This window comes from Stenotrophomonas sp. (genome assembly GCF_032066555.1).
Taxonomy (GTDB): Bacteria; Pseudomonadota; Gammaproteobacteria; order Xanthomonadales; family Xanthomonadaceae; genus Stenotrophomonas.
Genome location: NZ_DAMBKV010000006.1, coordinates 1 through 26,878, shown reverse-complemented (window position 1 = coordinate 26,878; position 26,878 = coordinate 1). Strand labels below are relative to the sequence as shown.

Below are 26,878 nucleotides of genomic sequence, written 5' to 3'. Positions count from 1 at the left end.
GTCGCGGTTCACCTGGCATGCCAGGGAGTCGGCGCGGGTGAGTAAGTTCGGGTAAGACAATCAGACGTGTTGCCAGTGCCGCACAACGGCCTGGCTGCACGCGACACTTGGATAACAATCGATCAGGAACGGAGAATCACATGGCTGGGAACGTCAAGCTGGACAAGTTGAATGAAATTGCGGGTTTCGTCGGTGCGGCATTGGTCGACAGTGACAGCGGCATGGCCCTGGGCATGCTGGGTGGTGGCCCGGTCAATCTGGAAGTTGCTGCTGCCGGCAATACCGAAGTGGTGCGCGCCAAGCGCCGCGTTGCCGCCTCGCTGGGCATCACCGATGCGATCGAAGACATCCTGATCACCCTGACCAAGCAGTACCACCTGATCCGCCCGCTGGAAAGCAACGCGGACCTGTTCCTGTACGTGGTGCTGGACCGTTCGCGCGCCAACCTGGCGCTGGCACGTCATGAGTTGAAGTCGTTCGAACAGACGCTCGATTTCAAGTGATGCGATGACATGTCGCTGCTCCATGATGGAGCAGCGGGATGTCGCTAGCGCTTCGACTCACAGACGTCATCGACACCATGACTGCACCTGTCCGCAAGATTTCCGCCGCCGTGATTGGCTGTCAGGGCCTGGATGTCCTGCACATGATGCGACTGAAGGTTGCCAGCTCGCTGCTGATGGCCGAGTACATCCAGGCGGAGGTGCAGGAGTGGAATCACCAGCAGGTGGATCTGCTGGTGGCCTGTATCGATGACAGCAACGGCCAGCAGTTGTTGCGCGAGGCAAGCCAGCAGGGGCTGCCAGTGCTGGCGGTGACACGCAGGATGCTGTCGGGCCTCACCATTCCCGGCGTGGCTTACGGCGCCAGCGTTCGCGATATTTTCCAGCAGTTGCGGCAGATACTGCTGGCATCGGACAGCAGTGGCGAGCGTTTCCAGCCGCGCACGCTGTTCCGTAGCCTCGGGGACACCCGCGGCAAACCCTGCTTGCTGCATATGGGCCTGGTCAAGGTACTGGTGGATGCCTCGCACACGCGGGTGACGCTGCTGCGTGATCTGCCCTATGAGAACTGCCTGAAGGCCGCCGCTGAGCCAGGTTGGACCGTGTCGGTGCTGGGCAGCGACGAGGCGCTGGATGAAGGAATGGCTGACGCAGTCAGCACCCATGCCTTCGAGGACTTCTGCTGGCAGGCGGCCGCTCTTTCGCCCGAACCGCTGTTGCAGCGCGAGACCACCAACCCCTGCCAGCTGCGCGGCTGGCCCGAGGTGGAGACCGGCAAATTGCCAATGCAATGGCTGCTGCCGATGGCGGCGATGATGATACGGCCATGGCAACCGGGCGAACTGGCCCAGGCGACGGGCACGTCGTTGGACGATATTGCCCGTATCATGGCGGCGGCGGCGTGTACCGGATTGCTGGATGGCAGTGGCGCCGCCCCGGCACCGGCGCGTAGTGCCGGCAACAAGGTGTCCGGCTTCTTCACACGTATCGCCAAGCGATTCGGGCTCAACTTTTCCAAGGGGCTTCAGGTCTGACGGCTATGGCAACCAAGTTGGTTTTTGTCGGTGAAATGGGTGCGGGTAAAACGACTGCGATCCGGTCGATCTCGGACATGGAACCGATCAGCACCGAAATGCCGATCAGCGACGAGGCAGCGCTGGAGGCATTCGAGGACAAGTCCCACACCACAGTGGCGCTGGATTACAGTTCCATTGAACTGGGCGACGGCGAGTTGCTGCATGTCTATGGCGTGCCGGGGCAGGCCTATCTGGACTTCATGTGGCCTATCGTGGCGGAAGGGGCCATTGGCGTGATCGTACTTGTGAGCGCACTCAACCCGCGCGCGCTGCCAAGTACGTTGACACTGCTGGAGCGCTTCCGTGGCCTGGCACCGGAAGCCTGTTTCGCGGTGGGCGTGACCTGCCAGGACCGCGAGCCCGATTTCAGTTTCAGTGAATTCCGCAATGCCCTGGCCGGCGAAGGCCACCGCCTGCCGGTGATGTGGGTGGACGCCCGCGAGACCAGCCAGGTCGATTTCCTGATCAAGGCATTGCTGTCCTGCCGTTACGCCGAAGCAATTGCCTGAGCCTGCGATGGTGTTGGTTGTGGGAGCGGGGTAAGCCGCGAAGCCAGTGAATCTTCCGACGTTGCGCTTGTGAGACCCCTGCCGAGCATGGCTCGGCACTACAGCCAGCCCAGCGCTACGCCTCCGGCAACACCTTGCCCGGATTGAGGATGCCGTCCGGGTCCAGCGCCTGCTTGATGGCGCGCATGGTTGCCAGCGTGCTTGCCGAAAATGCCTGCGCCATGAAGTCGCGTTTGGCCAGGCCAATGCCATGCTCTCCAGACAAAGTGCCACCCAGCTGCAGGGCCAGCGCAAATACCTTGGGCAGGGCTGCATGCGCGCGTGCGTTTTCGTCGGCGTCGTCCGGGTGATAGAGGATGTTGACGTGCAGGTTGCCGTTGCCGGCATGGCCAAAGGTGACGATCGGCAGCCGGGCCTGTGCCGACAATTGCTGCACGCCTTCCACCAGGGCGGGAATCTGCGATACCGGCACCACCACGTCTTCGTTGATCTTGCCCGGCGCGATGGTCTTCAGCGCTGGCGACAGTGCACGCCGTGCCGCCCACAGCTTGTCACGTGCACTGCCATCGGTGGCCACATCCAGCGCCAGCATGCCGTCGCCTTCGGCGGCTTCGGCCAGTGCATTGAGCAGGTAGGGCAGGGTGTCCTCATCGCCGTCGGCATCGATCAGCAGCATCGCGCCGGCGTCGGGCACCTGTGCGCCGTTGTGGCGCAGCAGCTGCAGGCTGCGTGCGTCCATGAACTCCAATGTGGTTGGCGTCACCGGTTGCGCCATCACCCGTGATACCGCTGCGGCCGCCGCCTCCGCGTCGCGATACAGCACGCGCAGGCCGGCTTGGCTGCGTGGGCGGGGAGTGAGCTTGAGTGTGGCTTCGACGATCAGCGCCAGCGTGCCTTCGCTGCCCACCAGCAGGTGGGTGAGGTCGTAGCCGGTCGAGTCCTTGGTATAGGGTCCGCCGCAGTGGATCAACTCGCCGGTACCGGTAACCGCGACCAGCCCCAGTACATTGTCGCGGCTGGTGCCGTACTTCACCGCGCGCGGGCCGCCGGCATTGCAGGCCAGGTTGCCGCCGATGCTGCAGATGTCGGCGCTGGACGGGTCCGGGGGCCAGAACAGGCCATGCGGCATCAGGGCGTGTTGCAGGTCGCCATTGAGCACGCCGGGCTCGACCACCGCGCAGCGATCACCCGGCCGTATCGCGACGATGCGGTTCATGCGCGCGAACGACAACACGATGCCGCCGGCCGTGGCTACCGCGGCACCGGTGGTGCCGGTGCCGGTGCCGCGTCCGACCAACGGCACCCCGTGCGCGCGACAGGCGCGGACGATGGCCTGCACCTGTTCGCGCGTGCTGGGCATGGCTACGCCCTGTGGCAAGGCGTGCCGCCAGGAGTTGTCCTGCGCGTGCGCTTTCAGCGCTGCGGCGTCGGTGCGCCAGTCGTCACCGAGCAGTTGCGACAGGGTTTGTGCGAAAGCCGTGGGCAGGAGGGTCATGGGGTTTGGCGTGCCTCGGAGGTACGGTGCTGGATCGAGCGCCAGCCGATGACGGCGACCAGCAGTGGTAGCCACACCCAGCGCAGTTCCGACAGCACGGTCTGCAGGCCACGGGCGCTGAAGAAGTTGTTGGCGAACGGTGACACGCGGATGGGCCGCCAAGGCGCGAACAGGCGTTGATCATTCCATGGCCACCACAGCGCGACACCAAGGCCGCCCGACGTCAACGCATCCAGCAACGGGTGCGACAACGCGCAGATGAAGACGAACGCGGCAGCCTGCAGGCGGCTTGCGCGCAGCGTGCTGGCAAAGGCGGTTGCCAAGGCCGCCAACAGCGTGGCGAACAACAGTGAGTGACTGGCGCCGCGATGACCAAAGGCATCGGCATAGGGGACATGCAGGGCGAAGGCCAGTACATCGGCATCGGGCAGCATCGCTGCGACAACGCCGGTGACCAGCAGCCGGGTGGAAATACGTCCGCGTTCGCTGGCGCACCACAGTGCAAGCGGGACCGCGGCGTGGGTGAATATGCTTGGCATCAACAGTCGTCGGCGCGGAAGGCGTCGCGTATCCAGTTCAGGCGGGGAGGCTCGCCGCTGGCTTCGACCACATCGAAGCGGCAGGGGCTGTTGGCCAGTGCAGGGTGTTGGCTCAGGTAAAGCTGCGCGGCGCGAATCAGCTTGCGGCGTTTGTTGATGTCGACGGAGGCTGCGCCGCCGCCAAAGCCGAGCGAGCGCCGATAGCGCACTTCGACAAAAACCAGGCTGGCGGTGCTGCGGTCGTACATCACCAGGTCGAGCTCGCCGCCGCGAAAGCGAACGTTGCTGGCCCGCCACTGCAGGCCAGCGTTCTCCAGCAGCACACGGGCAGCGGCTTCCACCGCTGCGCCGCGTTCACTCTGCTCAGCGGCCATCACCGATAGCGACCGGGCGGCCGGCACTGAAGGTGGACCAGGCCGGCGTGCGCAACACGTTGCCGAAACCGTCCAGATGCAGGGTGCCGGTGGCACCGCTGAGGCCGCCACTGGTGCTGGTGGCCAGCTTTTCCATATAAGCGGTGATCTTCCAGGCGTCGTAGCCGAAGGCGAACAGGCGACCCGCACCGCCGCGTGCGGTTGGCAGGGTGGTGGCGACGCTGGCAGCGGCCGGCAGGCCGGCCACGCCACGGCTGTTCCAGGCTTCGGTCGGGAAGGCGATGCCATCCAGGGCGACGTCGTCTTCGGCCTTGCCAGTGCCTGCGGTCAACTGCGAGGTGCCGACACGGCTGACGCCGGCCAATCCGGCCAAGGCCAACTGCGGCGCCAGTACGCGCGCCTGGTTGCCCTTGACTGCGAGCAGGATCGCGTCGACGCCGGTTGCCTGGCGCAGCTGCGCGGTGATGTCGGCAGGCACGTCGCCGACAGTGATGGTGGTTGCGATCTTGCCGCCACGCTCGCTGAAGCGTTCCTTGAAGGCACCACTCGAGCGACGCCCCGCATCGTCACTGCTGGCGATCACCAGCACGTTGCGGCGCTCGCGACCGAGCAGGTACTCGGCGGCCATCAGGCCATCGTCCTCGGGTGCCAGCGAGAAGGCGGCGTTGCCTGGCGGCGGCGCGTCCTTGCCGCGATTCAGGGCCAGCAGTGGCACCGGCAGTTCGCTGCGGTGGAACAGCGCATCCACCTCGTCGCGGCCGAGTGGGCCGACAATGAAGTCGACACCGTTGCCGACCGCCTTGTCGTAGGCCGCGCCAGCACCGCTGGCCGTGCCCTTGGTATCGATGAAGTCGATGGGCGGGCGACGACGGCTTTCGCCGTAGTAGCCGGCCAGCAGGCCGTCACGGACCGAGGCACCGGCAGCGGCCAGGTTGCCGCTGAGCGGCAGCAGTACCGCCATCTTCACCGGCGGACGATAGCCATCGGGATCGGCGGCCGGGCGCTTGCTGGTATCCAGCTGCGCGGCGCTATCGCGGTCGAACGGCCGCGGCAGCGGCAAGCCGCGGCCGATCATGGCGCGACCGGCGTGGTTGTAGAGCGGATCGCCGACTGGCAGCGCAGCAGCACGGCTGCTGAGGGTGGCGTCGTTCAGGCCGGCCAGTAGGCGGGTGATGGCGCGCTGGTTGTCATTGCGCTCGGTGCCATTGAGCAGGGTGCCGGCACGGGCGCGCTCGGCAGCCGCGGCAAAGGCATCGCCCGTGGTTTCCAGTGCCTGCGCCCGGGCCAGGTACCAGCGCGCCTGCAAGGGTGCCGGCAGCGATGCCGGGTTCTCGGTCAGTACCTGCAGCACCGTGGCCGGCTGCTTGTCGCCCAGCGCCAGCTCGGCCTGCAGCAGGTTGAAGCGCTGGCGGGTCGCAGCGGACAGCTGGCGCGGTTGCACCTGTGCCATCAGCATCCGTGCGCGGGCGCTGTCACCGGCTTCGTGCCAGGCAAAGGCGGCGTCGGCCAGCAATGGGCTCTTGCCGGCACCGCGTACCAGTGCTGCCTGGGCTTCGAGTTGCTGCGCGGCATCGCGCGGTTTGCCCTGCTCGAGCAGGGCGATGGCTGCCTGCTGGGCGGGCGAGCTGGTCGGGGCAACGCTGGTGGTGGCGCAGCCGACGAACAGCAGCATCGACAATGACAGGGCGGAAATCCGTGCGACTGGCTTGTTCATTTAAGGTCCGTTCGACAGGGCGCGGCAGTGCCGGGCGGGGGAAACGGTACGATTCTACCCTTGGCCCACGGAAATACCGATGATGAGTACTGCTGCTGCCACCTTGTATGTCGTTGCCACGCCGATCGGCAACCTTGCCGATCTGAGCCCGCGCGCGCAGGAGGTGCTGCGTTCGGTGGCCGCCATCTGCGCGGAAGACACCCGCCATACCGGTCAGTTGCTCTCGCATTTCGGCATCAGCAAACCCTTGGTGGCCCTGCATGACCACAACGAAGAGGCGATGGCCGAACGTGTCGTGGCACGCCTGCTGGGCGGCGAGTCGTTGGCGGTGGTCAGCGATGCCGGCACGCCGCTGGTCAGCGACCCGGGCTTTCGCCTGGTGCGTGCGGCGCGTGCGGCGGGGGTCAGAGTCAGTCCAATCCCAGGTGCCTGCGCGGCAATTGCTGCCTTGAGTGTGGCCGGATTGCCCAGCGATCGCTTCGTATTTGAAGGCTTCCTGCCGGCCAAGGGCGCGGCCCGCCGCGAGCGTCTCAACAAACTGGCGGCCGAGACCGGCACCCTGGTGTTCTACGAGTCCTCGCACCGAATCGCCGAATCGCTGGCCGACATGGTGGCTGCGTTCGGTGCCGAGCGGCCGGCGGTGGTGGCGCGTGAGCTGACCAAGCTGTTCGAGACCGTGCTCGATGGCAGCCTGGAGCAATTGCTGGCCAAGGTGCTGGCCGATGACAACCAGCGCAAGGGCGAGTTCGTGGTGATGGTGCAGGGTGCTGGCGACGATGAGCAGGCCAGGATTGCCGAAGGCCGTCGCCTTTACGCCAAATTGAACGAGCACCTGCCGCCTTCCACTGCCGCCAAGCTGGCGGCCGAACTGAGCGGCGCGCCGCGCAAGGCCTTGTATGGACAGGGCAGCAACGACTGAGGCGATGTGGGCGGCGGCCGATGCTGCCAGCCTGCGCCAGCAACTGGACCTGCGCGAGCACCCGCTGGCGGGCGGGACCGGCGGTGAGATCAAGGTCCAGCGCGAACGCTGGATGATGGTGCGCTGGTTGAATGCCTGGGCGTCGGAGCTGGTTTATCCGCTACGGGTGGCCAAGCGCGAAAGCCCTGACTTCATGGTGGACGCCGGCGATGTCCGGGTCGGCGTGGAATGCATGGAGGTGGTACCCGAGGCCTTCAAGCAGGTACAGGCCAAGTTGCACGGCGTCAATTCTGGTTGGGTGCGGCCGGTACCGCAGCGGCGCGCCGAGGAGGCGCGGGCTGAGTGGGACAGCCCGCTGCTGCGTCAGTTGCTGGCCGACACCTATGAGGGCAGCCCGTGGTCGGGGGATGAGCCGGAGCGGTTATGGGTGGATGTGATGCGCTGGGCGGTGGAGAAGAAGCGTCAGGTGCTGCACAAGCCTGGCTTCGCGCGGCAGTCGCGCAATGTGTTGCTGTTGTACGACAACTGGCCGTTGCCGCGGGTGGCCTTTGTTGAAGATGCCGATCCAGCGGTGTTGCGCAGTTGGGCGCTGGCGGCCCTGGATGAACTGTCGCGGCAACTGCAGGAGGGCGGCGCGCATGCTGACTTCCAACAGGTCGATATCCTGCATGAAGGCTGGCTCCTCTCTTTTACAGAGGCGGGGGTACGACCGTTGCGTTACCAACTGGATGCAGCTGAATGAAATGATCGGCCGGTCAGCTGCTGGACGTGCGACAATGCGCGCGGCGGAGTCGGCCAGACAGTCGCGTCATTCCTTCGGGAATGCCGAGGAAAGTCCGGGCTCCACAGGGCAAGGTGCCAGGTAACGCCTGGGCGGCGCGAGCCGACGGAAAGTGCAACAGAAAGATACCGCCGAACGGCCTTCGGGTGCGTGGTAAGGGTGAAATGGTGCGGTAAGAGCGCACCGCGAGTCTGGCAACAGACCGGTACGGCAAACCCCACCTGGAGCAAGACCAAATAGGGACCTAATGGCGTGGCCCGCGTCGGGTCCGGGTAGGTTGCTTGAGCGTTGCGGTGACGTAGCGCCTAGAGGAATGACTGTCCACGACAAAACCCGGCTTATCGGCCGGCTCCGCCGCTTTCATCGCCTGGCGGGCGATGAAAGCCCCAAAGTTTTGCAGCGCAAAACTTTGGGCCCCGGGCCTCTGCCCTCCAATTCCCTGCGCCTGTCGGCGCGCCCCCTTTACTAAAGGGGGCTGTTGCTCTTCGGATTTAGTGCTTGGCTCGCTGCGCATCGTGGTGGGGAGGAGCGTGGCTGTGGCTTTTGCTCTGGTTTCCGCTCCTGCTCTGGCTCTGATTGTGGCTTTTGCTTTTGCTCTGGCTCTGGCTCTGGCGCTGGCGCTGGCTTTGGCTTTGGCTTTGGCGCTGGCTTTGGCTTTTGTTGCGGCTTTGGCTGTTGCTCTTGCCTTGCTGTTTTTTCTTTCCCTTCTCCCGCCTGCGGGGGAAGGTGCCCGAAGGGCGGATGGGGGGAGCTTTTGATGTTGCTTTGGCTGTGGGTCAAGCCAAAGCACCCCTCCCTAACCCTCCCCTTCGCCTGCGGCGAAAGGGAGGGGACTAGGAGCCAAAGCCTTCTTTCCCAATCTCCATGCGTGTCTCCCCCAGATACACACCATCCGGGCCGAAACGGCGTTCGTGGATGAAACCGCCACCATCCTGGCCGATCGCCACGATGGTGCTGGCGCGGGTGCCGTAGTCGGTTCCGCGTATGAAGGCGCTCGATAGCAATCGCTCCAACTCCAGTGGAACGCCGGTAGCCGGTAGTTGTGCGTCCGCTGCCTGTTGCTCATCGGCCAGCGCCAGCCAAAGCGGCTCCAGGTTGTCACTGCCTGCAGCCAGCCAACCCTCAAGCACGCCCATCAGGCGGCGGGTCTTGGGCCAGGGTGCATCCAGGGCGCCGTTGGACATGCCATGCACACCCGGAGGCAGGTCCTGCCGGGCGGACGGGTGGTTGCCCAGATAGCTGCAATTCCCGGCGTCGGCAACCAATAGATTGAAGGGGGCAAACGCTGGCGCCCGGCTGGCCAGGTTGTCGGCATAGTCCTTGGCCCCCTGTCCGCCAGCCAGGTAGCTGGCGATCAGTTCGCCGCGCGAAGGTCCGCCTGTAGCTGCGCCCGGGTCACGCACATTGGTGACCACGGCGGCTTGCCCGCGCAGATTCACCCCCATCCAACTGCCGCCCGAACGCAGGTCGCGGCCGGCAATCACGTTGTCGTGAGGGGGAGGCCAGCGCTGCAAGGGGGCGGTGGGGCGGGCATGGAACTCGTCACGGTTGCCGACCATGAACAGGCGCCAGTGCGGGTGGGTTTTCCAGGCGAGGGCGACGAGACACATGCACGGAGTGTGCCGTTTTGCGCGCGTGTCAGCCATCAGCGGCTGAATGGCGGCTGGGCCATGGCCCGCTTTTCACGCGGCCTCTACACCACTGAATTTCATACAAATCTCAAAATTTGAGACGAAACAGTAACTTGTGGATAAACCTTGAACAACTCTCTAAACATTGGCGCAAACCATTGATGCGGCACGTGATTTTGTGCGCGGAAAGTTGTTGACAACCCTAAGGTCGCTGCTAAGGTGGGCATCAGAGGGAAAACCGGGTTTTTTGTGGTTTTTCGTGGTTCAATGACTTCCCAAGCAAAACGAACGAACGGGTGCCTCAGGCGTGTTTCAGGGTGAGACTGCCATCACGGTTGACGACAAGGGACGCATGGCGGTGCCAACCGCCTACCGCGACCTGGTTGCGCGCGCCAGTGGTAATCGCCTTGTGCTGACCTACAACCCGTTCGAAGCCGGTTGCCTGTGGTTGTACTCAGAGCAGGAGTGGGAGCGGGTGCGGGACGACGTAATGGCAAAGCCCAATACCCAGCGTGTAGTACGCACCCTGCAGCAGAAGCTTGTCGGCTCGGCCGCCCATCTGGAACTGGATGGCAATGGCCGTATCAGCCTGCCGTCCAGTCACCGCAGCGCGGTGGGCATCGAGAAGAAAGCAGTGCTGATGGGCATGGGTGAGAAGTTCGAATTGTGGAGCGAGCAAGCGCATCGCGCACTGATCCAGCAGACGTTGTCTGACGAGGATCTGGGCGATGGGCTTCTCGATCTGAAGTTGTGAGCCGGGGTGCCCGGGTGCGCGGTGAAGCGCAGGCCGGTCACCCTCCGGTGTCGCAGCCGCCGGCGGCTCACCTGCCGGTGCTGTACACCCAGGTCCTTGACGGCCTGAGGGTGATCGAAAACGGTACTTATCTGGATGGCACGTTCGGTCGTGGCGGTCACGCTGGCGGCGTGCTGCGCCAACTCGGCCCGGAAGGGCGCCTGCTGGTGATGGACAAGGACCCCGAGGCCATTGCCGTGGCCCAGCGCGATTTCGCGCCGGACGGCCGTGTCTCGATCTATCGCGGCAGCTTTGCCGATCTGCTGGACTGGAGCGAGACCGCTGCCGGTCTGGATGGCGTTCTGTTCGACCTGGGTGTGTCCTCGCCCCAGCTGGATGTGGCCGAGCGTGGTTTCAGCTTCGGCAAGGACGGCCCGCTGGACATGCGCATGGACCCGGACTCGGGTGAAAGCGCTGCGGATTGGTTGAACCGCGCCGAAGACCGCGAAATCGCCGACGTGCTGTTCACCTATGGCGATGAGCGGCAGAGCCGTCGCATCGCCCGCGCCATCGTTGCCCGTCGTGAGAAGCAGCCGTTCACACGTACCGCTGAACTGGCCGAGCTGATCGCCTCGGTGATGCCGCGTGGCAAGGACAAGATCCATCCGGCGACGCGCAGCTTCCAGGCCATCCGCATCCACATCAACCGCGAGCTGGCCGACCTTGAAGCCGGTCTCGACGCGGCGATGGCTCGGCTCAAGCCCGGTGGCCGTCTGGCCGTGATCAGCTTCCACTCGCTGGAAGACCGCATCGTCAAGCAGTTCATGAACCGCCATGCCAAGGCGCCGCCGACCAATCGCCGGCTGCCGGAACTGCAGGTCTTCGTGCCGACGCTGGAACTGATCGGCGGCGCCATCAAGGCCGATGACGACGAGCTGGCGATGAACCCGCGCTCGCGCAGCGCCGTGCTGCGCGTGGCGCAGAAGTGCGAGGTGGCCGGATGAGCCGCCTGCTGTTGATTGTCCTGCTGGCATGCACGATTGCCTCGGCAATCGGCGTGGTGTTCATGCGCCACCGCCACCGCCAGCTGTTCGTCGAGCTGTCCAAGCTGGAGCACGCGCGTGACGAACTCAACATCGAGTTCGGCCGCCTGCAACTGGAACAGGCCACCCTGGCCCAGGCCACGCGCGTGGACCAGGAAGCCCGTGGCCGCCTCGGCATGAAGTTCCCCGAGGCTGCTGACATCGTGGTGATCCGGCCATGAACAAGCCCAGCCGCAACCGTACCCGCACGCAGTTCAACCTGCGTAACCGCATGCTGATGGTTGGCGTGGGGCTGGGTCTGTGTGCGGTGACGCTGGTCGGTCGTGCGGCTTACGTGCAGCTGATCAACAACGATTTCTACCAGCGCGAGGGCGAAGCCCGCTTCCTGCGCGATGTGCCGATCCCGACCTCGCGCGGCATGATCACCGACCGCAATGGCGAGCCGGTGGCGGTGTCCACGCCGGTGGCATCGATCTGGGTCAATCCGCAGGAACTGCTGCGCGCGCCGGAGCGTATTCCTGAGTTGGCGCGCGCGCTGTCGCTGCCGGTGGATGAGCTGACCACCAAGCTGACCCAGAAGGCCGACAAGGAATTCATGTACCTGCGCCGCCGGATCAATCCGGACGTGGCCGAGCAGGTGGTCGCGCTGAAGATTCCGGGCGTGTTCTCGCAGCGCGAGTTCCGTCGCTATTACCCGCAGGGTGAGGCGATGGCACACGTGCTCGGCTTCACCAACATCGATGATCTCGGCCAGGAAGGGCTGGAGCTGGCCTTCGACGAATGGCTGCGTGGCAAGCCCGGTGCCAAGCGCGTCATCCGCGACCGCAAGGGCGCGATCGTCGAGAGCATCGATCTGGTGCGTCCTGCCGAGCCGGGCAAGGACCTGACCCTGAGCATCGACCGCCGCATCCAGTTCCTGGCGATGCGCGAGCTGCGCAATGCGGTCACCACCAACAAGGCGGCCGGTGGCTCCATCGTGATCATGGACGTGGCCACCGGCGAAGTGATGGCCATGGCCAACCTGCCGACCTACAACCCGAATTCGGTCAGTGGCGCGACCCCGGACACCCGCCGCAACCGCGCGGTCACCGATCTGGTCGAGCCCGGCTCGACGATGAAGCCGCTGACCATTGCCACTGCGTTGCAGAACCATGTGGTCACCCCGGACACGATCATCGATACCAACCCGGGTTATATGTCGCTGGGCCGCTACACCATCCGTGACGTACCGCGTAACAACGGTGTGCTGAATGTCACCGGCGTGATCACCCGCAGCTCGAACATCGGCGCGGCCAAGATCGTGGCGCGCATCCCGGACCAGACCTTCTATGACTCGGTGCGTGGCTTCGGCTACGGCGTCGCCCCGAACAGCGGCTTCCCTGGCGAATCGTCGGGTGTGGTCGCGCGCCCGGGCAGCCCGAGCTGGTATGGCACCACCAAGACCACCATGTCCTACGGCTACGGCTTGTCGGTGACGCCGCTGCAGATCGCCCAGGCGTACTCGGCGCTGGCCAATGGCGGGCAGGTGATCCAGCCGACCTTCATCAAGGGCCAGCGCAACGAAGCGCGCCAGGTCATCGACCCGGAAGTGGCGCGCGAGGTCGTGCGCATGATGGAAACCGTGGTCACCAATGGCGGTGCCAAGCAGGCGGCGATCCTCGGCTATCACGTAGCCGGCAAGACCGGCACCGCGCGCAAGAACGGCCCCAATGGTTACGAGCGCGGCCACTACAACCTGCTGTTCGCGGGTGTGGTGCCGGCAACCAACCCGCGCTACGCCGCGGTGATCGTGGTCAACGACCCGCAGGGCTCGCTGCAGTACGGCGGCCTGGTCTCCGCACCGGTGTTCCATCACGTGATGGAAGGCACGCTGCGTTTGATGGACGTGCCGCCGGACGACATTCAGTCGTGGCTGGCCGCGCAGGCCGCAGGCAAGGTGGGCGGCAAGCCGGGCAGCAGTGCTGCGCCGCTGCCGATTCCGCAGGACCCGGACGAGGCGCCCAATGCCACGGCCGAATTTGATGCCGCACTGCCGACGGCCGTCGCTCCGACGCCTGCCGCCACGGAGGTGCGCCAGTGAGCCACACAATGAAATTGTCACAGCTGCTGCCGGATCTGGTCCTGCCGCAGGATCCGCAGATCGGCGGCCTGGTTCTGGATTCACGGCATGTGCGCGCCGGTGATGCGTTCGTCGCAATCGCCGGCTTTGGCGCGCATGGCCTGGGCTTTGTCGAGCAGGCCAAGGCTGCCGGCGCGGCCGCAATCCTGTTTGATCCGCCGGCTCCGGCGGAGCTGCCGGCACCGGTCGATGCCATCGCCGTGCCCGGTCTGCGTTCGCGCATGGGCGCGATGGCCGACCAGTTCCACGGCCAGCCGTCGCGGGCGATGACCATGGTTGGCGTCACCGGCACCAACGGCAAGACCTCGACCGTGCAGTTGCTTGGTCAGGCCTGGCATCTGCTGGGCAAGCCCAGTGGCTCGATCGGCACGCTGGGTGTTGGCCTGTACGGCGATGTGGTGCCGACCGGCTTCACCACGCCGCTGGTGCTGCAGATGCATGAAGTGCTGGCCCAGCTGCGCGATGGCGGCGCCAAGGCGGTGGCGATGGAAGTCAGCTCGCACGCACTGGACCAGGGCCGCGTTGATGCCGTGCACTACGACGTGGCGGTGTTTACCAACCTCACCCGTGACCATCTTGATTACCACGGCGACATGCAGGCCTATGGCGCGGCCAAGGCCAAGTTGTTCCACCGTCCGGGCCTGAAGGCAGCGGCGATCAATCTGGACGATGCGTTTGGCCGCGAGCTGATCACCACGCTGGCAGCCGACGTGCAGGGGATTGGCCTGAGCTCGACCGGCCAGGCTGGCGCCACCATCCGCGCCGAGAAGCTGGTGCTGGACGGGCAGGGCCTGGGTTTCGATCTGGTCATCGGTGATGAACGCCACGCGCTGCGCTCGCCGCTGCTGGGCCGCTTCAACGTCGACAACCTGCTGGCCGTGGCCGGTGCGCTGCATGGCCTGGGCGAAACCAGCGCCAGCATCGCCAAGGTGCTGGGTCAGCTGCAGCCGATCCGGGGTCGCATGAACCGCCTCGGCGGTCAGGGTGAACCGACCGTGGTCATCGATTACGCGCACACGCCCGACGCGCTGGAACAGGCGCTGCGCAGCCTGCACGGCCATCTGGATGGCCGCCTGCTGTGCGTGTTCGGCTGCGGTGGCGAGCGTGACACCGGCAAGCGCCCGCAGATGGCGGCAATTGCCGAGGAATTGGCCGACGTGGTGTTCGTCACTGACGACAATCCGCGCGGCGAGAATGGCGACGTGATCGTCGCCGACATCATGGCCGGGTTCGTGACGCCTGCGCAGGTGAACGTGGTGCGCGATCGCGCCCGCGCCATCGACGCCGCGGTCGCACAGGCAGGGGCTGGCGACATCGTGTTGATCGCCGGCAAGGGCCATGAGCCCTACCAGGAGATTGCAGGTATCAAACATCCTTTCGATGACACCGATGTGGCATCGCGTGCGCTGCAGGCGCGCCGTTCCGCTGCTGCGGAGGTGCGTCCATGAAGCGCACGCCGTTGTCGCTGATTGCCCATTGGGCCGGTGGCGAAATCCATGGCGACGACGCCAGCATCGATGTGGTCAGCAACGACACGCGTACGCTGGCAGTGGGCAGCCTGTATGTCGCCCTGCGCGGCGAGCGCTTCGACGGACACGACTTTGCCGCCAACGCGGTCGAGCAGGGCGCAAGCGCCTTGTTGGTGGATCGCCTGTTGCCGCTGGAAGTGCCGCAGATCGTGGTTGCCAACACCGAGCTGGCGCTGGCAAAGATTGCCGCGGCGATGCAGGCGCAGCGCGCTACCCGCGTGTTCGCCATCACCGGCAGCAACGGCAAGACCAGCGTGAAGAACCTGCTGTTGGCCGTGATGCAGCACGCTGCTGCGGTGCTGGGCCAGCATGTCTACGCCACGCCGGGCAATCGCAACAACGAGATCGGCCTGCCGCTGGCGGTGATCGATGCGCCGGAAGATGCCGACTTCGCCATCTATGAGATGGGTACCGGCAAGCCGGGCGATATCGCCTACCTGACCGCCATCGCCGCACCGGACGTGTCCATCGTCAACAATGTCGCCCCGGCGCACCTGGAGCGCATGGGCAGCCTGCTGGAGATCGCCAATACCAAGGCAGCCGTCTACGACGATCTGCGCGATGGCGGTGTTGCGGTGGTCAACGCCGACGACGCGTTCTCTCCCTACTTCGCTGCGCGTGCTGGTGACCATCAGGTGATCCGCTTCGGTCTGGACGTCAGCGCCGACGTCACCGCGACCGGCATCGTGCTGGACGAGGCGGGTTCGCGCTTCCAGTTGCGGACGCCGCAGGGCGATGCGGAGGTCGCGCTGCAGTTGCCGGGTCGGCACAACGTACTGAACGCACTGGCCGCCGCCTCGATGGCACTGGCCGCCGGTATTGCGTTGCCGCTGGTGGTCGAAGGCCTGGCGCAGGCGCGCCCGGTCGCCGGCCGCCAGGTCGCCCACGTGCTGGACAATGGCGCGGTGCTGATCGACGACAGCTACAACGCCAACCCGGGTTCACTGGCTGCGGCGATCACCGCGCTGGCCGCTGGCAAGGGTGAAGGCTGGCTGGTGCTGGGTGATATGCGTGAGCTGGGCCCGGACGCACAGTCGCTGCACGCGCAGGCTGGTAAGCGCGCCCGTGAGGCGGGGCTGAAGCGACTGTATTCGCTGGGTCCGCTGAGCGCAGCGGCATCGGCGGCGTTCGGCGAAGGAGGGCGCCATTTCGACTCCCATGCCGCGCTGGCCGCTGCACTGGAAACCGAACTTCATGCTGGTGTGCGTTGCCTGGTCAAAGGCTCGCGCGGCAGCGCCATGGACAAGATCGTGACCGCGCTGTTGAAGCGCGGCGAGGACACTACACATGTTGCTTGAATTGGCCCGATGGCTACAGCAGTTGGACGGCCTGTTCCGGTTGTTCAACTACATCACCTTCCGCGGCATCCTCGCCGCGCTGACTGCCTTGTCGCTGTCGTTGTGGTTGGGCCCGATGGCGATCCGCCGCCTGGCCCAGCTCAAGGGCGGCCAGCCGATCCGCAAGGACGGCCCGCAGTCGCATTTCTCCAAGGCCGGCACGCCGACCATGGGCGGCGGCTTGATCCTGACCACGGTACTGGTGTCGGTGCTGCTGTGGGGTGACCTGCGCAACCGCTACGTGTGGCTGGTGCTGGTGGTGATGCTGTGCTTCGGTGCGATCGGCTGGTACGACGACTGGTTGAAGATCGCCAAGCGCGACCCGAATGGCCTGAAGTCGCGCTGGAAGTACCTGCTGCAGTCGATCTTCGGCCTGGCGGCTGGTCTGTTCCTGTACAAGACCGCGGTGGTGCCGGCCGAATTGACCTTCTACATCCCGATGTTCAAGTCGATCGCCTTGCCGCTGGCGGGCATCAGCTTCGTCGCGATTGCCTACTTCTGGATCGTCGGCTTCTCCAATGCGGTCAACCTGACCGATGGTCTGGACGGTCTGGCGATCATGCCGACGGTGCTGGTGGCCTGTGCGCTGGGCGTGTTCGCCTATGCCTCGGGCAACGCGGTGTTTTCCAGCTACCTGCAGATCCCGCAGATTCCCGGTGCCGGTGAACTGGTCATCATCTGCGCGGCGATTGCCGGTGCGGGCCTGGGCTTCCTCTGGTTCAACACCTATCCGGCCATGGTGTTCATGGGCGACGTCGGCGCGCTGGCGCTGGGCGCGGTGCTCGGCACCATCGCGGTGATCGTGCGCCAGGAACTGGTGCTGGTGATCATGGGCGGCGTGTTCGTGATCGAAACCCTGTCGGTGATGATCCAGGTGGCGTCGTTCAAGCTCACCGGCAAGCGCGTGTTCCGGATGGCGCCGATCCATCACCACTTCGAGCTGAAGGGCTGGCCGGAGCCGCGCGTGATCGTGCGCTTCTGGATCATCTCGGTGGTGCTGGTGCTGATCGGCCTGGCAACCCTCAAGGTGCGCTGATGGACGACTACTCGCGTCAGGCAACCCGGCTTGAAGCCATTGGTGGCAGCTACGACAAGTGGCTGCTCGGCGCCGCCGTGGCGCTGGCTTCGATCGGGATCGTGATGGTGGCTTCCAGCTCCATCGCGCTGACGCAGAGTCCGTTCTACTACCTCACCCGCCACCTGGTGTTCATCGCCATCGGCGTGATCCTCGCCGCGGTGACGATGCGGGTGGAGCTCAAGGAAATCGAGAAGTACAACCAGCTGCTGTTGCTGGGCTGTTTCGCCCTGCTGATCGTGGTGTTCGTGCCGGGCCTGGGCAGCAGCGTCAACGGCGCACAGCGCTGGATCAACCTGGGCTTCTCCAAGTTCCAGACCGTGGAAGCGGTCAAGGTGCTGTACATCGTCTGGTTGTCCAGTTACCTGGTGCGTTTCCGCGACGAGGTCAATGCCACCTGGCAGGCCATGCTCAAGCCGGTCGGCGTGGTCGGCGTGCTGGTCGTGCTGCTGCTGCTGCAGCCTGATTTTGGTTCGTCGATGCTGCTGCTGGGCATCACCACCTGCATGCTGGTGTTGGGTGGTGCGCAGATCAAGCGCATCATCCTGCCGGTGCTGTTGCTGCTGCCGGGCCTGGTCGCGCTGGTGATCTTCGAGCCCTACCGCATGCGCCGTGTCACCTCGTTCATGGATCCGTGGCAGGACCAGCTGGGTTCGGGCTACCAGCTGTCCAATGCGCTGATGGCGATCGGCCGCGGTGAGTGGACCGGCGTGGGTCTGGGTGCATCGATCCAGAAGCTCAACTACCTGCCCGAATCGCATACCGACTTCATCTTCTCGGTGATTGCCGAAGAGCTGGGTTTCCTTGGCGTGTGCGGCATCATCAGCCTGTACGTGCTGCTGGTCGGCCGTGCGTTCTGGCTGGGCCTGCGCTGCATCGAGATGCGCCGCCATTTTGCCGGCTACATCGCCTTCGGCATCGCCCTGTGGATCAGCCTGCAGACCTTCGTCTCGATTGGCGTGAACCTGGGCATGCTGCCGACCAAGGGCCTGACCCTGCCGCTGATTTCCTCCGGTGGCTCCAGTGTGATGATGACCTGCGTGGCAATGGGCCTGCTGCTGCGCGTGTCCTACGAATACAACCGTGCGGTGCGCCGCCAGGAAGTGCGCGAGGACCTCGAGGGCGCCGAACTGGATGTGGTCGAAGTGCGTGATGCCGCACCGGCCGAGCCGCGCATGGACACCGCCACCGCGGTTGCCGCAGCAGCGCAGAGCAGTGCCGCACGTGGCACCAGCCGCATGCAGCAGCGCGTCGAGCCGACCTTCGGGAGGATCGCGTAATGGCCTTGGCGAACAGCAACAAGGACCTGCGTCCGGTGATGATCATGGCCGGTGGTACCGGCGGCCATATCTTCCCGGGCCTGGCCGTGGCCAAGGTGCTGCGTGAGCGCGGCATCCCGGTCACCTGGCTGGGAGCCGATGGCGCGATGGAAACCCGTCTGGTGCCGCAGCATGACATCCACGTCGATACGCTGGCCATCTCCGGCCTGCGCGGCAAGGGCAAACTGGCCTTGCTGGGCGCGCCGATCCGGGTGATGCGGGCGATCCGTAGTGCCGGCTATGTGCTGCGTGATCGCAAGCCACGCGCAGTGGTGGCCTTTGGTGGCTTCGCCTCTGGCCCCGGTGGCATGGCCGCGCGCCTGCTTGGCCTGCCGCTGCTGGTGCACGAACAGAACCGCGCGCCAGGCATGACCAACCGCATCCTGTCGCGCTTTGCGCGCCGTGTGCTGTCCGGTTTCCCGGGCAGCTTCGCCGGTGGCAAGGAAGAAGTGGTTGGCAACCCGGTACGTGCCGAGATCGCCGCATTGCCGGCACCCGAGCAGCGTCTGGCCGGTCGTAGTGGCCCGATGCGGGTGTTGGTGCTGGGCGGTAGCCAGGGCGCTCGCGCGTTGAACAATGCCATGCCCAAGGCCCTGGCCGCGCTGGGCGACAACGTCGCCATCGAGGTCTGGCACCAGTGCGGCGAGAAGCTGCACGAAGAAGCGCTGCAGGCCTACCGTGCCGCTGGCGTGGAAGGTCGCGTCGACATGTTCATCAAGGACATGGCCGCCGCCTACAGCTGGGCCGATCTGGTGGTGTGCCGTTCCGGCGCTTCGACCCTGGGCGAGTTGTGCGCGGTCGGTATCGGCAGCGTGCTGGTGCCGTTCGCCGCTGCGGTCGACGACCACCAGACCCGCAATGCCGAATACCTGGTCGAGCGCGGTGCCGCCGAACTGCTCAAGCAGGACGACGCATTGGCAACCAACCTGGAAGGCGTGCTGCGCACGCTGGCAAACAATCCCGGCCACCGCATGCAGATGGCGCAAGCCGCGCGTGGGTTGGCCAAGGTCGATGCGGCCGAACGCATCGCAGACATCATTCTTGAGGAAGCAGCATGAACACGGCACCGCGCACCCGCGCCAGCCACACCGGAGGCCAGGCATGATCCGCCGCCTCAACGACACCACCGACCTGGTTCGCGCCTTCCCGCGCGTGCATTTCGTCGGCATCGGCGGCACCGGAATGAGCGGCATCGCCGAAGTGATGCTGACCCTGGGCTATGAAGTCTCCGGTTCCGACAACGCCGACAACGCAGCCACCCGCCGACTGGCGCGGTTGGGCGCGCGCGTCATGCGCGGCCATTCCGCGGCCAACGTGCTGGGCACCGATTGCATCGTGGTCTCCAGTGCCATCCGCGAAGACAACCCCGAGCTGATGGAAGCGCGCAGCCAGCGCATTCCGATCATGCCGCGCGCGGCGATGCTGGCTGAACTGATGCGTTTCCGTCGCGGCATCGCCGTCGCCGGTACCCATGGCAAGACCACCACCACCTCGCTGACCGCCGCCATCCTGAGCGAAGGCAAGCTGGACCCGACCTTCGTGATTGGCGGCCAGCTGCTGGCGGCCGGTGCCAATGCCAAGCTCGGTGGCGGCCAGTGGCTGGTGGCCGAGGCCGATGAAAGCGACGGCAGCTTCCTGCGCCTGAACCCGCTGGTGGCGGTGATCACCAACATCGACGCCGACCATCTTGAGAACTACGGCAACGACTTCGCCCGTGTGCAGGCAGCGTTCGCCGAGTTCCTGCAGCGCTTGCCGTTCTATGGTCTGGCGGTGCTGTGCATCGATGATCCGGAAGTGGCTGCGCTGGCCGCCAAGACCCCACGTCACGTGATGAGCTACGGCCTGAGCAGCAATGCCGACGTACGCGCCGAAGACGTGGTGCAGGATGGTCCGCGCATGCGCTTCACCCTGCGCCTGCCGGAAGGCACCAGCGTGCCGGTCACGCTGGCACTGCCGGGCAAGCACAACGTGCTCAATGCGCTGGCCGCTGCTGCGGTTGCCTGGCAGTTGGGCGTGTCGCCGGAAGACATCGCCACCGCGCTGGAGAAGTTCGAAGGCGTTGGTCGTCGCTTCAACGATCTTGGCGAAGTCACCACCCACAAGGGCGCCAAGGTGCGCGTGATCGACGACTATGGTCACCACCCACGTGAGCTGGAAGCGGTGTTCGCCGCTGCCCGTGGCGGCTGGCCGGACAAGCGCCTGGTGGTGGCTTTCCAGCCGCACCGTTACAGCCGTACCCGCGATCAGTTCGATGCGTTCGCTGCCGTGTTGTCGGAAGTGGACGCACTGGTGCTGAGCGAAGTCTATCCGGCCGGCGAAGCGCCGATTCCCGGTGCCGATTCCAAGTCGTTGGCACGTGCCATCCGCGCGCGCGGCCGCAGTGAGCCGGTGGTGGTGGGGCATGCCGCCGACCTGGGCTCGGTGCTGCCGGACGTACTGCAGGACGGCGATCTGCTGCTGATGATGGGCGCCGGCGACATCGGTGCCGTTGCCCAGCAGGTGATCACCGAGGGCTTCAAGGAGAGCAAGGGCGAATGATGTTTGCCGCGCTGCTGCTGCGCCGTACCCACGCAACCGCGATGCGGGCTGCGACGGCTGCCTGCGGCCGCGCTGCAGGGGAGGGCGCGCGATGAATGCCCTCCTGCGCATGCTTGCCTGGCTGCTGGCCATCGCCTTGGTGGTGTTGCCGGTCGTGGCCGTGGTCAACGGTTGGGTCGGTGCCGAACGCTGGCCGTTGGCCAAGCTGCGCGTGCACGGCGAGTTCAAGCGGGTGCCGGCGGAAGAACTGCAGAAGACCTTGCTGCCCTATGCACGCTCCGGCTTCTTCGCAGTGAAGTTGCAGGACGCGCAGGCGGCAGTGGAAAAGCTGCCGTGGGTGGAAAGCGCGCAGGTCCGCAAGCAGTGGCCGGATGTGCTGGAGGTGAGCATCGTCGAGCACCGTCCGTTTGCACGCTGGGGCAAGGATCGCCTGCTGTCCGAGCAAGGCCGCTTGTTCGCGGTGCCGCACGGTCTGGAGAACGCGCCGCTGCCCGAACTCGATGGCCCCGATGGCATGACCACCGAAGTGGTGGAGCTGTACAACGATTCACGCGCACTGTTCGCACCGGCCGGTGTGGACGTACGCAAAGTCGCGATGGACGCGCGCGGCAGCTGGTCGCTGGCACTGGACAACGGCACCGAAGTGGTCATCGGCCGCAACGATGCACGCTCACGCCTGAGTCGCTTCGTGCGCGTGTTGCCGCAGCTGACCCGCACCCAGGTGCCGATCGTGCGCGCCGACCTTCGCTATACCAATGGATTCACGCTGAGCTGGGGAACCCCGCCGCCGGCAACAAAGCAGACGCAGGACAGGACATGAACCGCAAGGGAGACAAATCACTGATCGTTGGCCTGGATATCGGCACCTCCAAGGTGGTGGCGTTGGTCGGCGAGTACTCGCCGGGTAGCCCGATCGAGGTCATCGGCATTGGCTCGCACGAGTCGCGCGGTCTCAAGCGCGGCGTGGTGGTGGACATCGAATCCACCGTGCAGTCGATCCAGCGCGCCATCGAAGAAGCCGAACTGATGGCCGGCTGCGAGATCCGTTCGGTGTACGCCTCGATCTCCGGCAACCACGTGCAGTGCCGCAATTCGCAGGGCATCACCCCGATCCGCGAAGGCGAGGTGAGCTGGGGCGACCTGGACCGCGTGCTGGAGGCGGCCAAGGCCGTGGCCATCCCCGCCGACCAGAAGATCCTGCATGCGATCCCGCGCGAATATGTGCTGGATGATTCGCAGGAAGGCATCCGCAACCCGGTCGGCATGACCGGCGTGCGCCTGGAAGTGCATGCGCACCTGGTGGTGTGCGCGCAGTCGGCCGCCGCCAATGTCAGCAAGTGCGTGCAGCGCTGCGGCCTGCAGGTCGACGACCTGGTGCTGTCCTCGCTGGCTTCCAGCGTGGCAGTGCTGACCGCCGACGAGCGCGAGCTCGGCGTGGTGATGGTCGACATCGGCGCCGGCACCACCGATATCGCGGTGTTCGTGCAGGGCGCGATCTGCCACACCGCCTCGCTGCCGATCGCCGGTGACCACGTCACCAACGACATTGCCCACATGCTGCGCACGCCGACCCCGGAAGCGGAGCAGATCAAGGTGCGTTACGCCTGCGCGTTGGCGCAGATGGCGACCGCCGAGGAAAGCATCCAGGTGCCGTCGGTCGGCGACCGTCCGCCGCGTCGCATGCCGCGTCATTCGCTGGCGCAGGCGGTGCAGGGGCGTTACGAGGAAATCTTCGAGATGGTGCAGGCCGAACTGCGCCGCTCGGGCTTCGAGGAAATGGTGCGTGCCGGCCTGGTGCTCAGCGGTGGCGCCTCGAAGATGGAAGGCGTGGTCGAGCTGGCCGAGGAAATGCTGCAGATGCCGGTACGTGTGGGCATTCCGCAGCACGTCACCGGCCTGGGCGAAGTGGTCGGCAATCCGGTGCATGCCACCGGCGTGGGCCTGCTGCTGATGGGCAGCCAGATCGAACACCCGCGCCGCCCGTCGCTGCCCACCGGGCGCGCCGGCAGCATGTTCAACAAGTTGAAGAATTGGTTCCGCGGCGAGTTCTGAGCGCGGCACCGGTGGTAGGGCAGTGAGGCAGTCAGAAGGGCAAGCAGTAAGGCAAGACGAAGTGCAGTAACGCAGTCATTGAAGCAAGCAACAACCACCGCGCAGGGGCAACCCGATGCGGTACACCTAAAACAACTCGCCGGTGCGGGCGGGCGCAGAAGGAGAAGGATTCTTCCCGGATGCCCGAACCAATCACGGCAATAGAGAGGACATGGACATGGCGCATTTCGAACTGATTGAAAAGATGGCACCGAACGCGGTGATCAAGGTCGTTGGCGTGGGCGGCGGCGGTGGTAACGCCGTGGCGCACATGGTCAACAGCAGCGTGGATGGCGTGGAATTCATCACCGCCAACACCGACTCGCAGGCCATCAAGAATTGTGGCGCCAAGCTGCAGCTGCAGCTGGGCACCAACGTAACCAAGGGTCTGGGCGCAGGCGCCAACCCGGAAGTCGGCCGCCAGGCCGCACTGGAAGACCGTGAGCGCATCATGGACGCCCTGCAGGGTGCGGACATGGTGTTCATCACCGCCGGCATGGGTGGCGGCACCGGCACCGGTGCGGCACCGGTGGTGGCACAGCTGGCCAAGGAAATGGGCATCCTGACCGTGGCCGTGGTCACCAAGCCGTTCCCGTTCGAAGGCCGTCGCCGCATGCAGGTGGCGCTGAAGGGCATCGAGGAGCTGAGCCAGCACGTCGATTCGCTGATCACCATCCCGAACGAAAAGCTGATCACCGTGCTCGGCCGCAACGCCACCATGGTGCAGGCTTTCCGTGCTGCCAATGACGTGCTGCAAGGCGCCGTGCAGGGCATCGCCGATCTGATCGTGCGTCCGGGCCTGATCAACGTCGACTTCGCCGACGTGCGTACCGTGATGTCGGAAATGGGCCTGGCGATGATGGGCACCGGCACCGCACGTGGTGATGACCGCGCCCAGGCCGCTGCCGAAGCCGCGATCCAGAACCCGCTGCTGGACGACGTGAACCTGGCCGGCGCCAATGGCGTGCTGGTCAACATCAGCGCTGGCACCGACATCACCATGAGCGAGTTCGACGAAATCGGCCGCACCGTGCATGCCTTCGCTTCGGAAGACGCCACTGTTGTGATCGGCACCGTGATCGATCCGGATCTGGGTGACGAGATCAAGGTGACCGTGGTTGCCACCGGCCTGAACCGTGCCGTTGCCAAGAACGCGCAGCGCCCGGGTGAGCGCGGCCCGATCAAGCTGGTGCGCAACGCCACCACCGGCCAGGCCGAGTTCGACGAGTACGAGAGCCCGGCCGATGCCGTGGCCAAGGCCGTGGGTCACACCATGGGCATGGGCCTGCGTCGTCCGAGCTCGGACACCGTGTCTGCTTCCACCGCGTCGGCGTCGCCGGCGGCTGCAGAGCTGCCGAATGACTACCTGGACATCCCGGCGTTCCTGCGCCGCCAGGCCGACTGATGCGGTAGCAGGGGCCATCCAGGCCCGATCAGCGCTTGCGCCGGCAACGGCGCCGCGGGTCGGACTGGTCGGCCTCTGGATGCAGAGCTGATACGTCGGGGCTGTCCACCCCGATGGAAAGACCATGTCCTTTATCGCCGGGCCAAGGCCGGCCCGGCGATATTTTCGGTACTGGACGGCAGCTGACGGGCGGTTTTTGCACCGCGAAGGGCGCGTGTTAACGCGTGTTATTCTTGTTTGTCCCCCTGGCTGCGCCTGCGCGGCCCCTCCGGCCTTACACACATGATCCAGCAACGCACTCTCAAGAACACGATCCGCGCCACCGGCGTCGGCCTGCACAGCGGTGACAAGGTCTATATGACCCTGCGCCCGGCACCGGTTGACCATGGCATCGTGTTCCGACGGGTGGACCTGGATCCGGTGGTGGAAGTCCCGGCCCGTGCCGATCTGGTCACCGAAGTCACCCTGTGCACCGGTTTGACCTGTGAAGGCGCCAAGATCCAGACCGTCGAACACCTGATGTCGGCCCTGGCCGGTCTCGGCGTGGACAACGTCATCGTCGAACTGTCTTCGGCCGAACTGCCGATCATGGACGGTTCGTCGGGTCCGTTCGTGTTCCTGCTGCAGTCGGCGGGCATCGTCGAGCAGGGCGCGGCCAAGCGTTTCCTGCGCATCCTCAAGACGGTGGAAGTGCGCGACGGCGACAAGATCGCCCGGTTCGAGCCGTACGAAGGCTACAAGCTGGGTTTCACCATCCAGTTCGACCACCCGATGATCCCGGCCAAGCAGTCGCGGGTGGAGATCGAGTTCTCCTCTGCGGCCTATATCAAGGAAATCTCGCGCGCCCGTACCTTCGGCTTCATGCGTGACCTCGAATACATGCGTGAGCGCAACCTGGGCCTGGGCGGCTCGATGGACAATGCCATCGTGCTCGACGAGTTCCGCGTATTGAATGATGACGGCCTGCGCTACACCGACGAATTCGTCCGCCACAAGATCCTGGACGCCATCGGTGACCTGTACCTGGCCGGCGGCCAGGTGCTCGGTGCCTATGAGGGTTTCAAGTCCGGCCACGCGCTCAACAACAAGCTGGTGCGTGCCTTGCTGGCTGACCAGAGTGCCTGGGAATGGGCCAGTTACGACTCGCCGGTGGCAGCGGAGCCGGTGCTGTACGGCGTCCCGGCCTACGCCTAAGTTAAATATTGGTCAGGTCGTAAGAGACACGGCCTTCACAAACTACGACTAGTCCTAATTGTCGTCATTGTGTGAACCCGATCCGGGTTCCAGTCTGAATTTAACTATTAATTAACAAAAGACTAACTCCTTCGCTGCATTCCGCGGCTAGGATTCCTGCTGCCTCCAATCCGGCCCGCAAGACGGCCAGGTGGAGACCGGGGCCGATCAGGTTCCCGGTGGCCTTCAGGATTTTGTGGATTTCACATCCTGCAGGGCTGCCAAGGCGTCGCGCAGTCCTTTATGCGTGGCTTGGCTTACTGCGGTACTGCGTTGGTCGTTACGCACTGGGGAGTGCGCGGACGCGGTCGCAGTCTTGACGGTCACCCGGGTGGCCTTCAGCCCGATGGATCGGGCCGCGTCGAGCAACTGGTCTTCGGCAAGCCTCACTTTGGCGTGCCACACCGGTGATTCGACGAGAAAAACGAGGTGTTCGCCGTCCACATTGGCCAACCGGCAACGGTTAGCCAGCGCCGGCGGCAAATGGGGGCGCAATTGCCGGTCCATCGCATCGAGCCACAGGGCCCGGCGCAGCGGATTTCCTGCTTTGTCCGCCATTGCCGCTTCCAGCGCCTGTTTGGGCGCGGAACGGGAACGAACACTGGATTTCGGCTCTGACATAAGAATTCTTCAATGACATTTAAAAAGATCGTAATCAAAACGCGTGAACAGAAGGCCAAGACGCCGTTATCACGTGTTCAGATGTTCTTCGAGGATCGTCCTCAAGCCTTGCTGGGTAGCGTACTTGGCCTGGGCTGCCTGATGGGTGTGGCGCTGAGCTTCGCCATCGGCATGGCCGGCGACGCGGCGCTGCAGTCCAAGGTCGACCACCAGCAGCAGGAACTGGCCAAGGTCCGCGCCGATGCGCAGACCCAGGTCAACGCGCTGGCTGCCCGCCTCGGCGAGCTGCAGGCG

At 65.2% G+C, this 26,878-nt stretch carries 26 protein-coding genes, 1 other RNA gene and 1 pseudogene; 22 read left to right on the top strand and 6 right to left on the bottom strand.

What is annotated here, in order from left to right:
* Nucleotides 1-140 precede the first annotated feature (140 nt).
* From RT131_RS09490 to RT131_RS09480, 3 genes are all read left to right on the top strand, one after another.
* Complete coding sequence (locus RT131_RS09490; protein WP_313172347.1) at nt 141-503, top strand: roadblock/LC7 domain-containing protein; 363 nt, start codon at nt 141-143, stop codon at nt 501-503.
* Between the two features lie 77 nt (nt 504-580).
* Complete coding sequence (locus RT131_RS09485; protein WP_313172346.1) at nt 581-1,537, top strand: hypothetical protein; 957 nt, start codon at nt 581-583, stop codon at nt 1,535-1,537.
* Nucleotides 1,534-2,088 carry a GTPase gene (locus RT131_RS09480; protein ID WP_313172650.1) on the top strand — a complete coding sequence of 185 codons (555 nt, stop codon included), beginning with the start codon at nt 1,534-1,536 and terminating at the stop codon, nt 2,086-2,088. The genes RT131_RS09485 and RT131_RS09480 overlap by 4 nt, the downstream gene beginning before the upstream one ends.
* 115 nt (nt 2,089-2,203) lie before the next feature.
* On the opposite strand, the gene RT131_RS09475 is transcribed toward RT131_RS09480, so the two are convergent.
* Genes RT131_RS09475 through RT131_RS09460 form a run of 4 tightly spaced genes read right to left on the bottom strand, consistent with a single transcriptional unit; the run spans nt 2,204 to nt 6,210 of the window.
* Nucleotides 2,204-3,583, bottom strand: a complete 1,380-nt coding sequence (locus RT131_RS09475; protein ID WP_313172343.1) for an FAD-linked oxidase C-terminal domain-containing protein — start codon at nt 3,581-3,583, stop codon at nt 2,204-2,206.
* Nucleotides 3,580-4,122, bottom strand: coding sequence for a metal-dependent hydrolase (locus tag RT131_RS09470; RefSeq protein WP_313172341.1), 543 nt, complete (start codon nt 4,120-4,122; stop codon nt 3,580-3,582). The genes RT131_RS09475 and RT131_RS09470 overlap by 4 nt, the downstream gene beginning before the upstream one ends.
* Entirely contained in the window at nt 4,122-4,496 is a 375-nt protein-coding gene (locus tag RT131_RS09465; RefSeq protein WP_313172340.1) for a YraN family protein, read from the bottom strand. The genes RT131_RS09470 and RT131_RS09465 overlap by 1 nt, the downstream gene beginning before the upstream one ends.
* Nucleotides 4,486-6,210: a penicillin-binding protein activator gene (locus RT131_RS09460; protein ID WP_313172338.1), complete on the bottom strand. Its 1,725-nt coding sequence runs from the start codon at nt 6,208-6,210 to the stop codon at nt 4,486-4,488. Before RT131_RS09460 ends, RT131_RS09465 begins: the two co-directional genes overlap by 11 nt.
* Before the next feature lie 82 nt (nt 6,211-6,292).
* Here RT131_RS09460 and rsmI point away from each other — a divergent pair, with 82 nt between their 5' ends.
* The 4 genes from rsmI to RT131_RS09440 all read left to right on the top strand — a co-directional run bounded on the left by rsmI (nt 6,293) and on the right by RT131_RS09440 (nt 8,668).
* Nucleotides 6,293-7,129: a 16S rRNA (cytidine(1402)-2'-O)-methyltransferase gene (rsmI, locus tag RT131_RS09455; protein WP_313172336.1), complete on the top strand. Its 837-nt coding sequence runs from the start codon at nt 6,293-6,295 to the stop codon at nt 7,127-7,129.
* Entirely contained in the window at nt 7,107-7,871 is a 765-nt protein-coding gene (locus RT131_RS09450; RefSeq protein ID WP_313172335.1) for a hypothetical protein, read from the top strand. The genes rsmI and RT131_RS09450 overlap by 23 nt, the downstream gene beginning before the upstream one ends.
* A gap of 45 nt (nt 7,872-7,916) precedes the next feature.
* Nucleotides 7,917-8,267, top strand: an RNA gene (gene rnpB, locus RT131_RS09445) — RNase P RNA component class A.
* Nucleotides 8,268-8,446: 179 nt separating this feature from the next.
* Entirely contained in the window at nt 8,447-8,668 is a 222-nt protein-coding gene (locus tag RT131_RS09440) for a hypothetical protein (RefSeq protein ID WP_313172333.1), read from the top strand.
* A gap of 75 nt (nt 8,669-8,743) precedes the next feature.
* On the opposite strand, the gene RT131_RS09435 is transcribed toward RT131_RS09440, so the two are convergent.
* Nucleotides 8,744-9,520 carry an NRDE family protein gene (locus RT131_RS09435; protein ID WP_313172331.1) on the bottom strand — a complete coding sequence of 259 codons (777 nt, stop codon included), beginning with the start codon at nt 9,518-9,520 and terminating at the stop codon, nt 8,744-8,746.
* 328 nt (nt 9,521-9,848) lie between these two features.
* Between RT131_RS09435 and mraZ the strand changes: the two genes are divergently transcribed.
* The 14 genes from mraZ to lpxC all read left to right on the top strand — a co-directional run bounded on the left by mraZ (nt 9,849) and on the right by lpxC (nt 25,924).
* Complete coding sequence (gene mraZ / locus RT131_RS09430) at nt 9,849-10,295, top strand: division/cell wall cluster transcriptional repressor MraZ (RefSeq protein WP_057627453.1); 447 nt, start codon at nt 9,849-9,851, stop codon at nt 10,293-10,295.
* 14 nt (nt 10,296-10,309) lie between these two features.
* The gene (rsmH, locus tag RT131_RS09425) at nt 10,310-11,278 is read left to right on the top strand and encodes a 16S rRNA (cytosine(1402)-N(4))-methyltransferase RsmH (protein WP_313172648.1); all 969 of its coding nucleotides are present in this window, start codon (nt 10,310-10,312) and stop codon (nt 11,276-11,278) included.
* Nucleotides 11,275-11,538 carry a cell division protein FtsL gene (ftsL, locus tag RT131_RS09420; protein ID WP_057633384.1) on the top strand — a complete coding sequence of 88 codons (264 nt, stop codon included), beginning with the start codon at nt 11,275-11,277 and terminating at the stop codon, nt 11,536-11,538. Before rsmH ends, ftsL begins: the two co-directional genes overlap by 4 nt.
* Complete coding sequence (locus RT131_RS09415; RefSeq protein ID WP_313172327.1) at nt 11,535-13,397, top strand: penicillin-binding transpeptidase domain-containing protein; 1,863 nt, start codon at nt 11,535-11,537, stop codon at nt 13,395-13,397. Before ftsL ends, RT131_RS09415 begins: the two co-directional genes overlap by 4 nt.
* An 8-nt stretch (nt 13,398-13,405) precedes the next feature.
* A complete protein-coding gene (locus RT131_RS09410) occupies nt 13,406-14,884 on the top strand; it encodes a UDP-N-acetylmuramoyl-L-alanyl-D-glutamate--2,6-diaminopimelate ligase (protein ID WP_313172325.1) in 1,479 nt (492 codons plus the stop codon).
* Nucleotides 14,881-16,263 (top strand): UDP-N-acetylmuramoyl-tripeptide--D-alanyl-D-alanine ligase, encoded by a 1,383-nt coding sequence (murF, locus tag RT131_RS09405; protein WP_313172323.1) that lies wholly within the window; start codon nt 14,881-14,883, stop codon nt 16,261-16,263. Before RT131_RS09410 ends, murF begins: the two co-directional genes overlap by 4 nt.
* Nucleotides 16,253-17,338, top strand: coding sequence for a phospho-N-acetylmuramoyl-pentapeptide-transferase (gene mraY / locus RT131_RS09400; RefSeq protein ID WP_282266363.1), 1,086 nt, complete (start codon nt 16,253-16,255; stop codon nt 17,336-17,338). Before murF ends, mraY begins: the two co-directional genes overlap by 11 nt.
* Nucleotides 17,338-18,657 (top strand): putative lipid II flippase FtsW, encoded by a 1,320-nt coding sequence (gene ftsW / locus RT131_RS09395; RefSeq protein ID WP_313172321.1) that lies wholly within the window; start codon nt 17,338-17,340, stop codon nt 18,655-18,657. The genes mraY and ftsW overlap by 1 nt, the downstream gene beginning before the upstream one ends.
* Nucleotides 18,657-19,754: an undecaprenyldiphospho-muramoylpentapeptide beta-N-acetylglucosaminyltransferase gene (murG, locus tag RT131_RS09390; RefSeq protein WP_313172319.1), complete on the top strand. Its 1,098-nt coding sequence runs from the start codon at nt 18,657-18,659 to the stop codon at nt 19,752-19,754. The genes ftsW and murG overlap by 1 nt, the downstream gene beginning before the upstream one ends.
* Nucleotides 19,755-19,797: 43 nt before the next feature.
* Nucleotides 19,798-21,234 (top strand): UDP-N-acetylmuramate--L-alanine ligase, encoded by a 1,437-nt coding sequence (gene murC / locus RT131_RS09385; protein ID WP_313172317.1) that lies wholly within the window; start codon nt 19,798-19,800, stop codon nt 21,232-21,234.
* Between the two features lie 91 nt (nt 21,235-21,325).
* Nucleotides 21,326-22,054: a cell division protein FtsQ/DivIB gene (locus RT131_RS09380; RefSeq protein ID WP_313172315.1), complete on the top strand. Its 729-nt coding sequence runs from the start codon at nt 21,326-21,328 to the stop codon at nt 22,052-22,054.
* A complete protein-coding gene (gene ftsA, locus RT131_RS09375; RefSeq protein WP_282266374.1) occupies nt 22,051-23,286 on the top strand; it encodes a cell division protein FtsA in 1,236 nt (411 codons plus the stop codon). Before RT131_RS09380 ends, ftsA begins: the two co-directional genes overlap by 4 nt.
* A gap of 217 nt (nt 23,287-23,503) precedes the next feature.
* A complete protein-coding gene (gene ftsZ / locus RT131_RS09370; protein ID WP_313172313.1) occupies nt 23,504-24,730 on the top strand; it encodes a cell division protein FtsZ in 1,227 nt (408 codons plus the stop codon).
* A gap of 282 nt (nt 24,731-25,012) precedes the next feature.
* Entirely contained in the window at nt 25,013-25,924 is a 912-nt protein-coding gene (gene lpxC, locus RT131_RS09365; protein ID WP_313172311.1) for a UDP-3-O-acyl-N-acetylglucosamine deacetylase, read from the top strand.
* Nucleotides 25,925-26,149: 225 nt separating this feature from the next.
* Here the strand turns inward: lpxC and RT131_RS09360 are convergent, their stop codons facing one another.
* Entirely contained in the window at nt 26,150-26,584 is a 435-nt protein-coding gene (locus tag RT131_RS09360; RefSeq protein ID WP_313172309.1) for a DciA family protein, read from the bottom strand.
* Between the two features lie 12 nt (nt 26,585-26,596).
* On the opposite strand from RT131_RS09360, the pseudogene RT131_RS09355 reads away from it, so the two are divergent.
* Nucleotides 26,597-26,878, top strand: a pseudogene (locus tag RT131_RS09355) (M23 family peptidase); the annotation flags it as partial.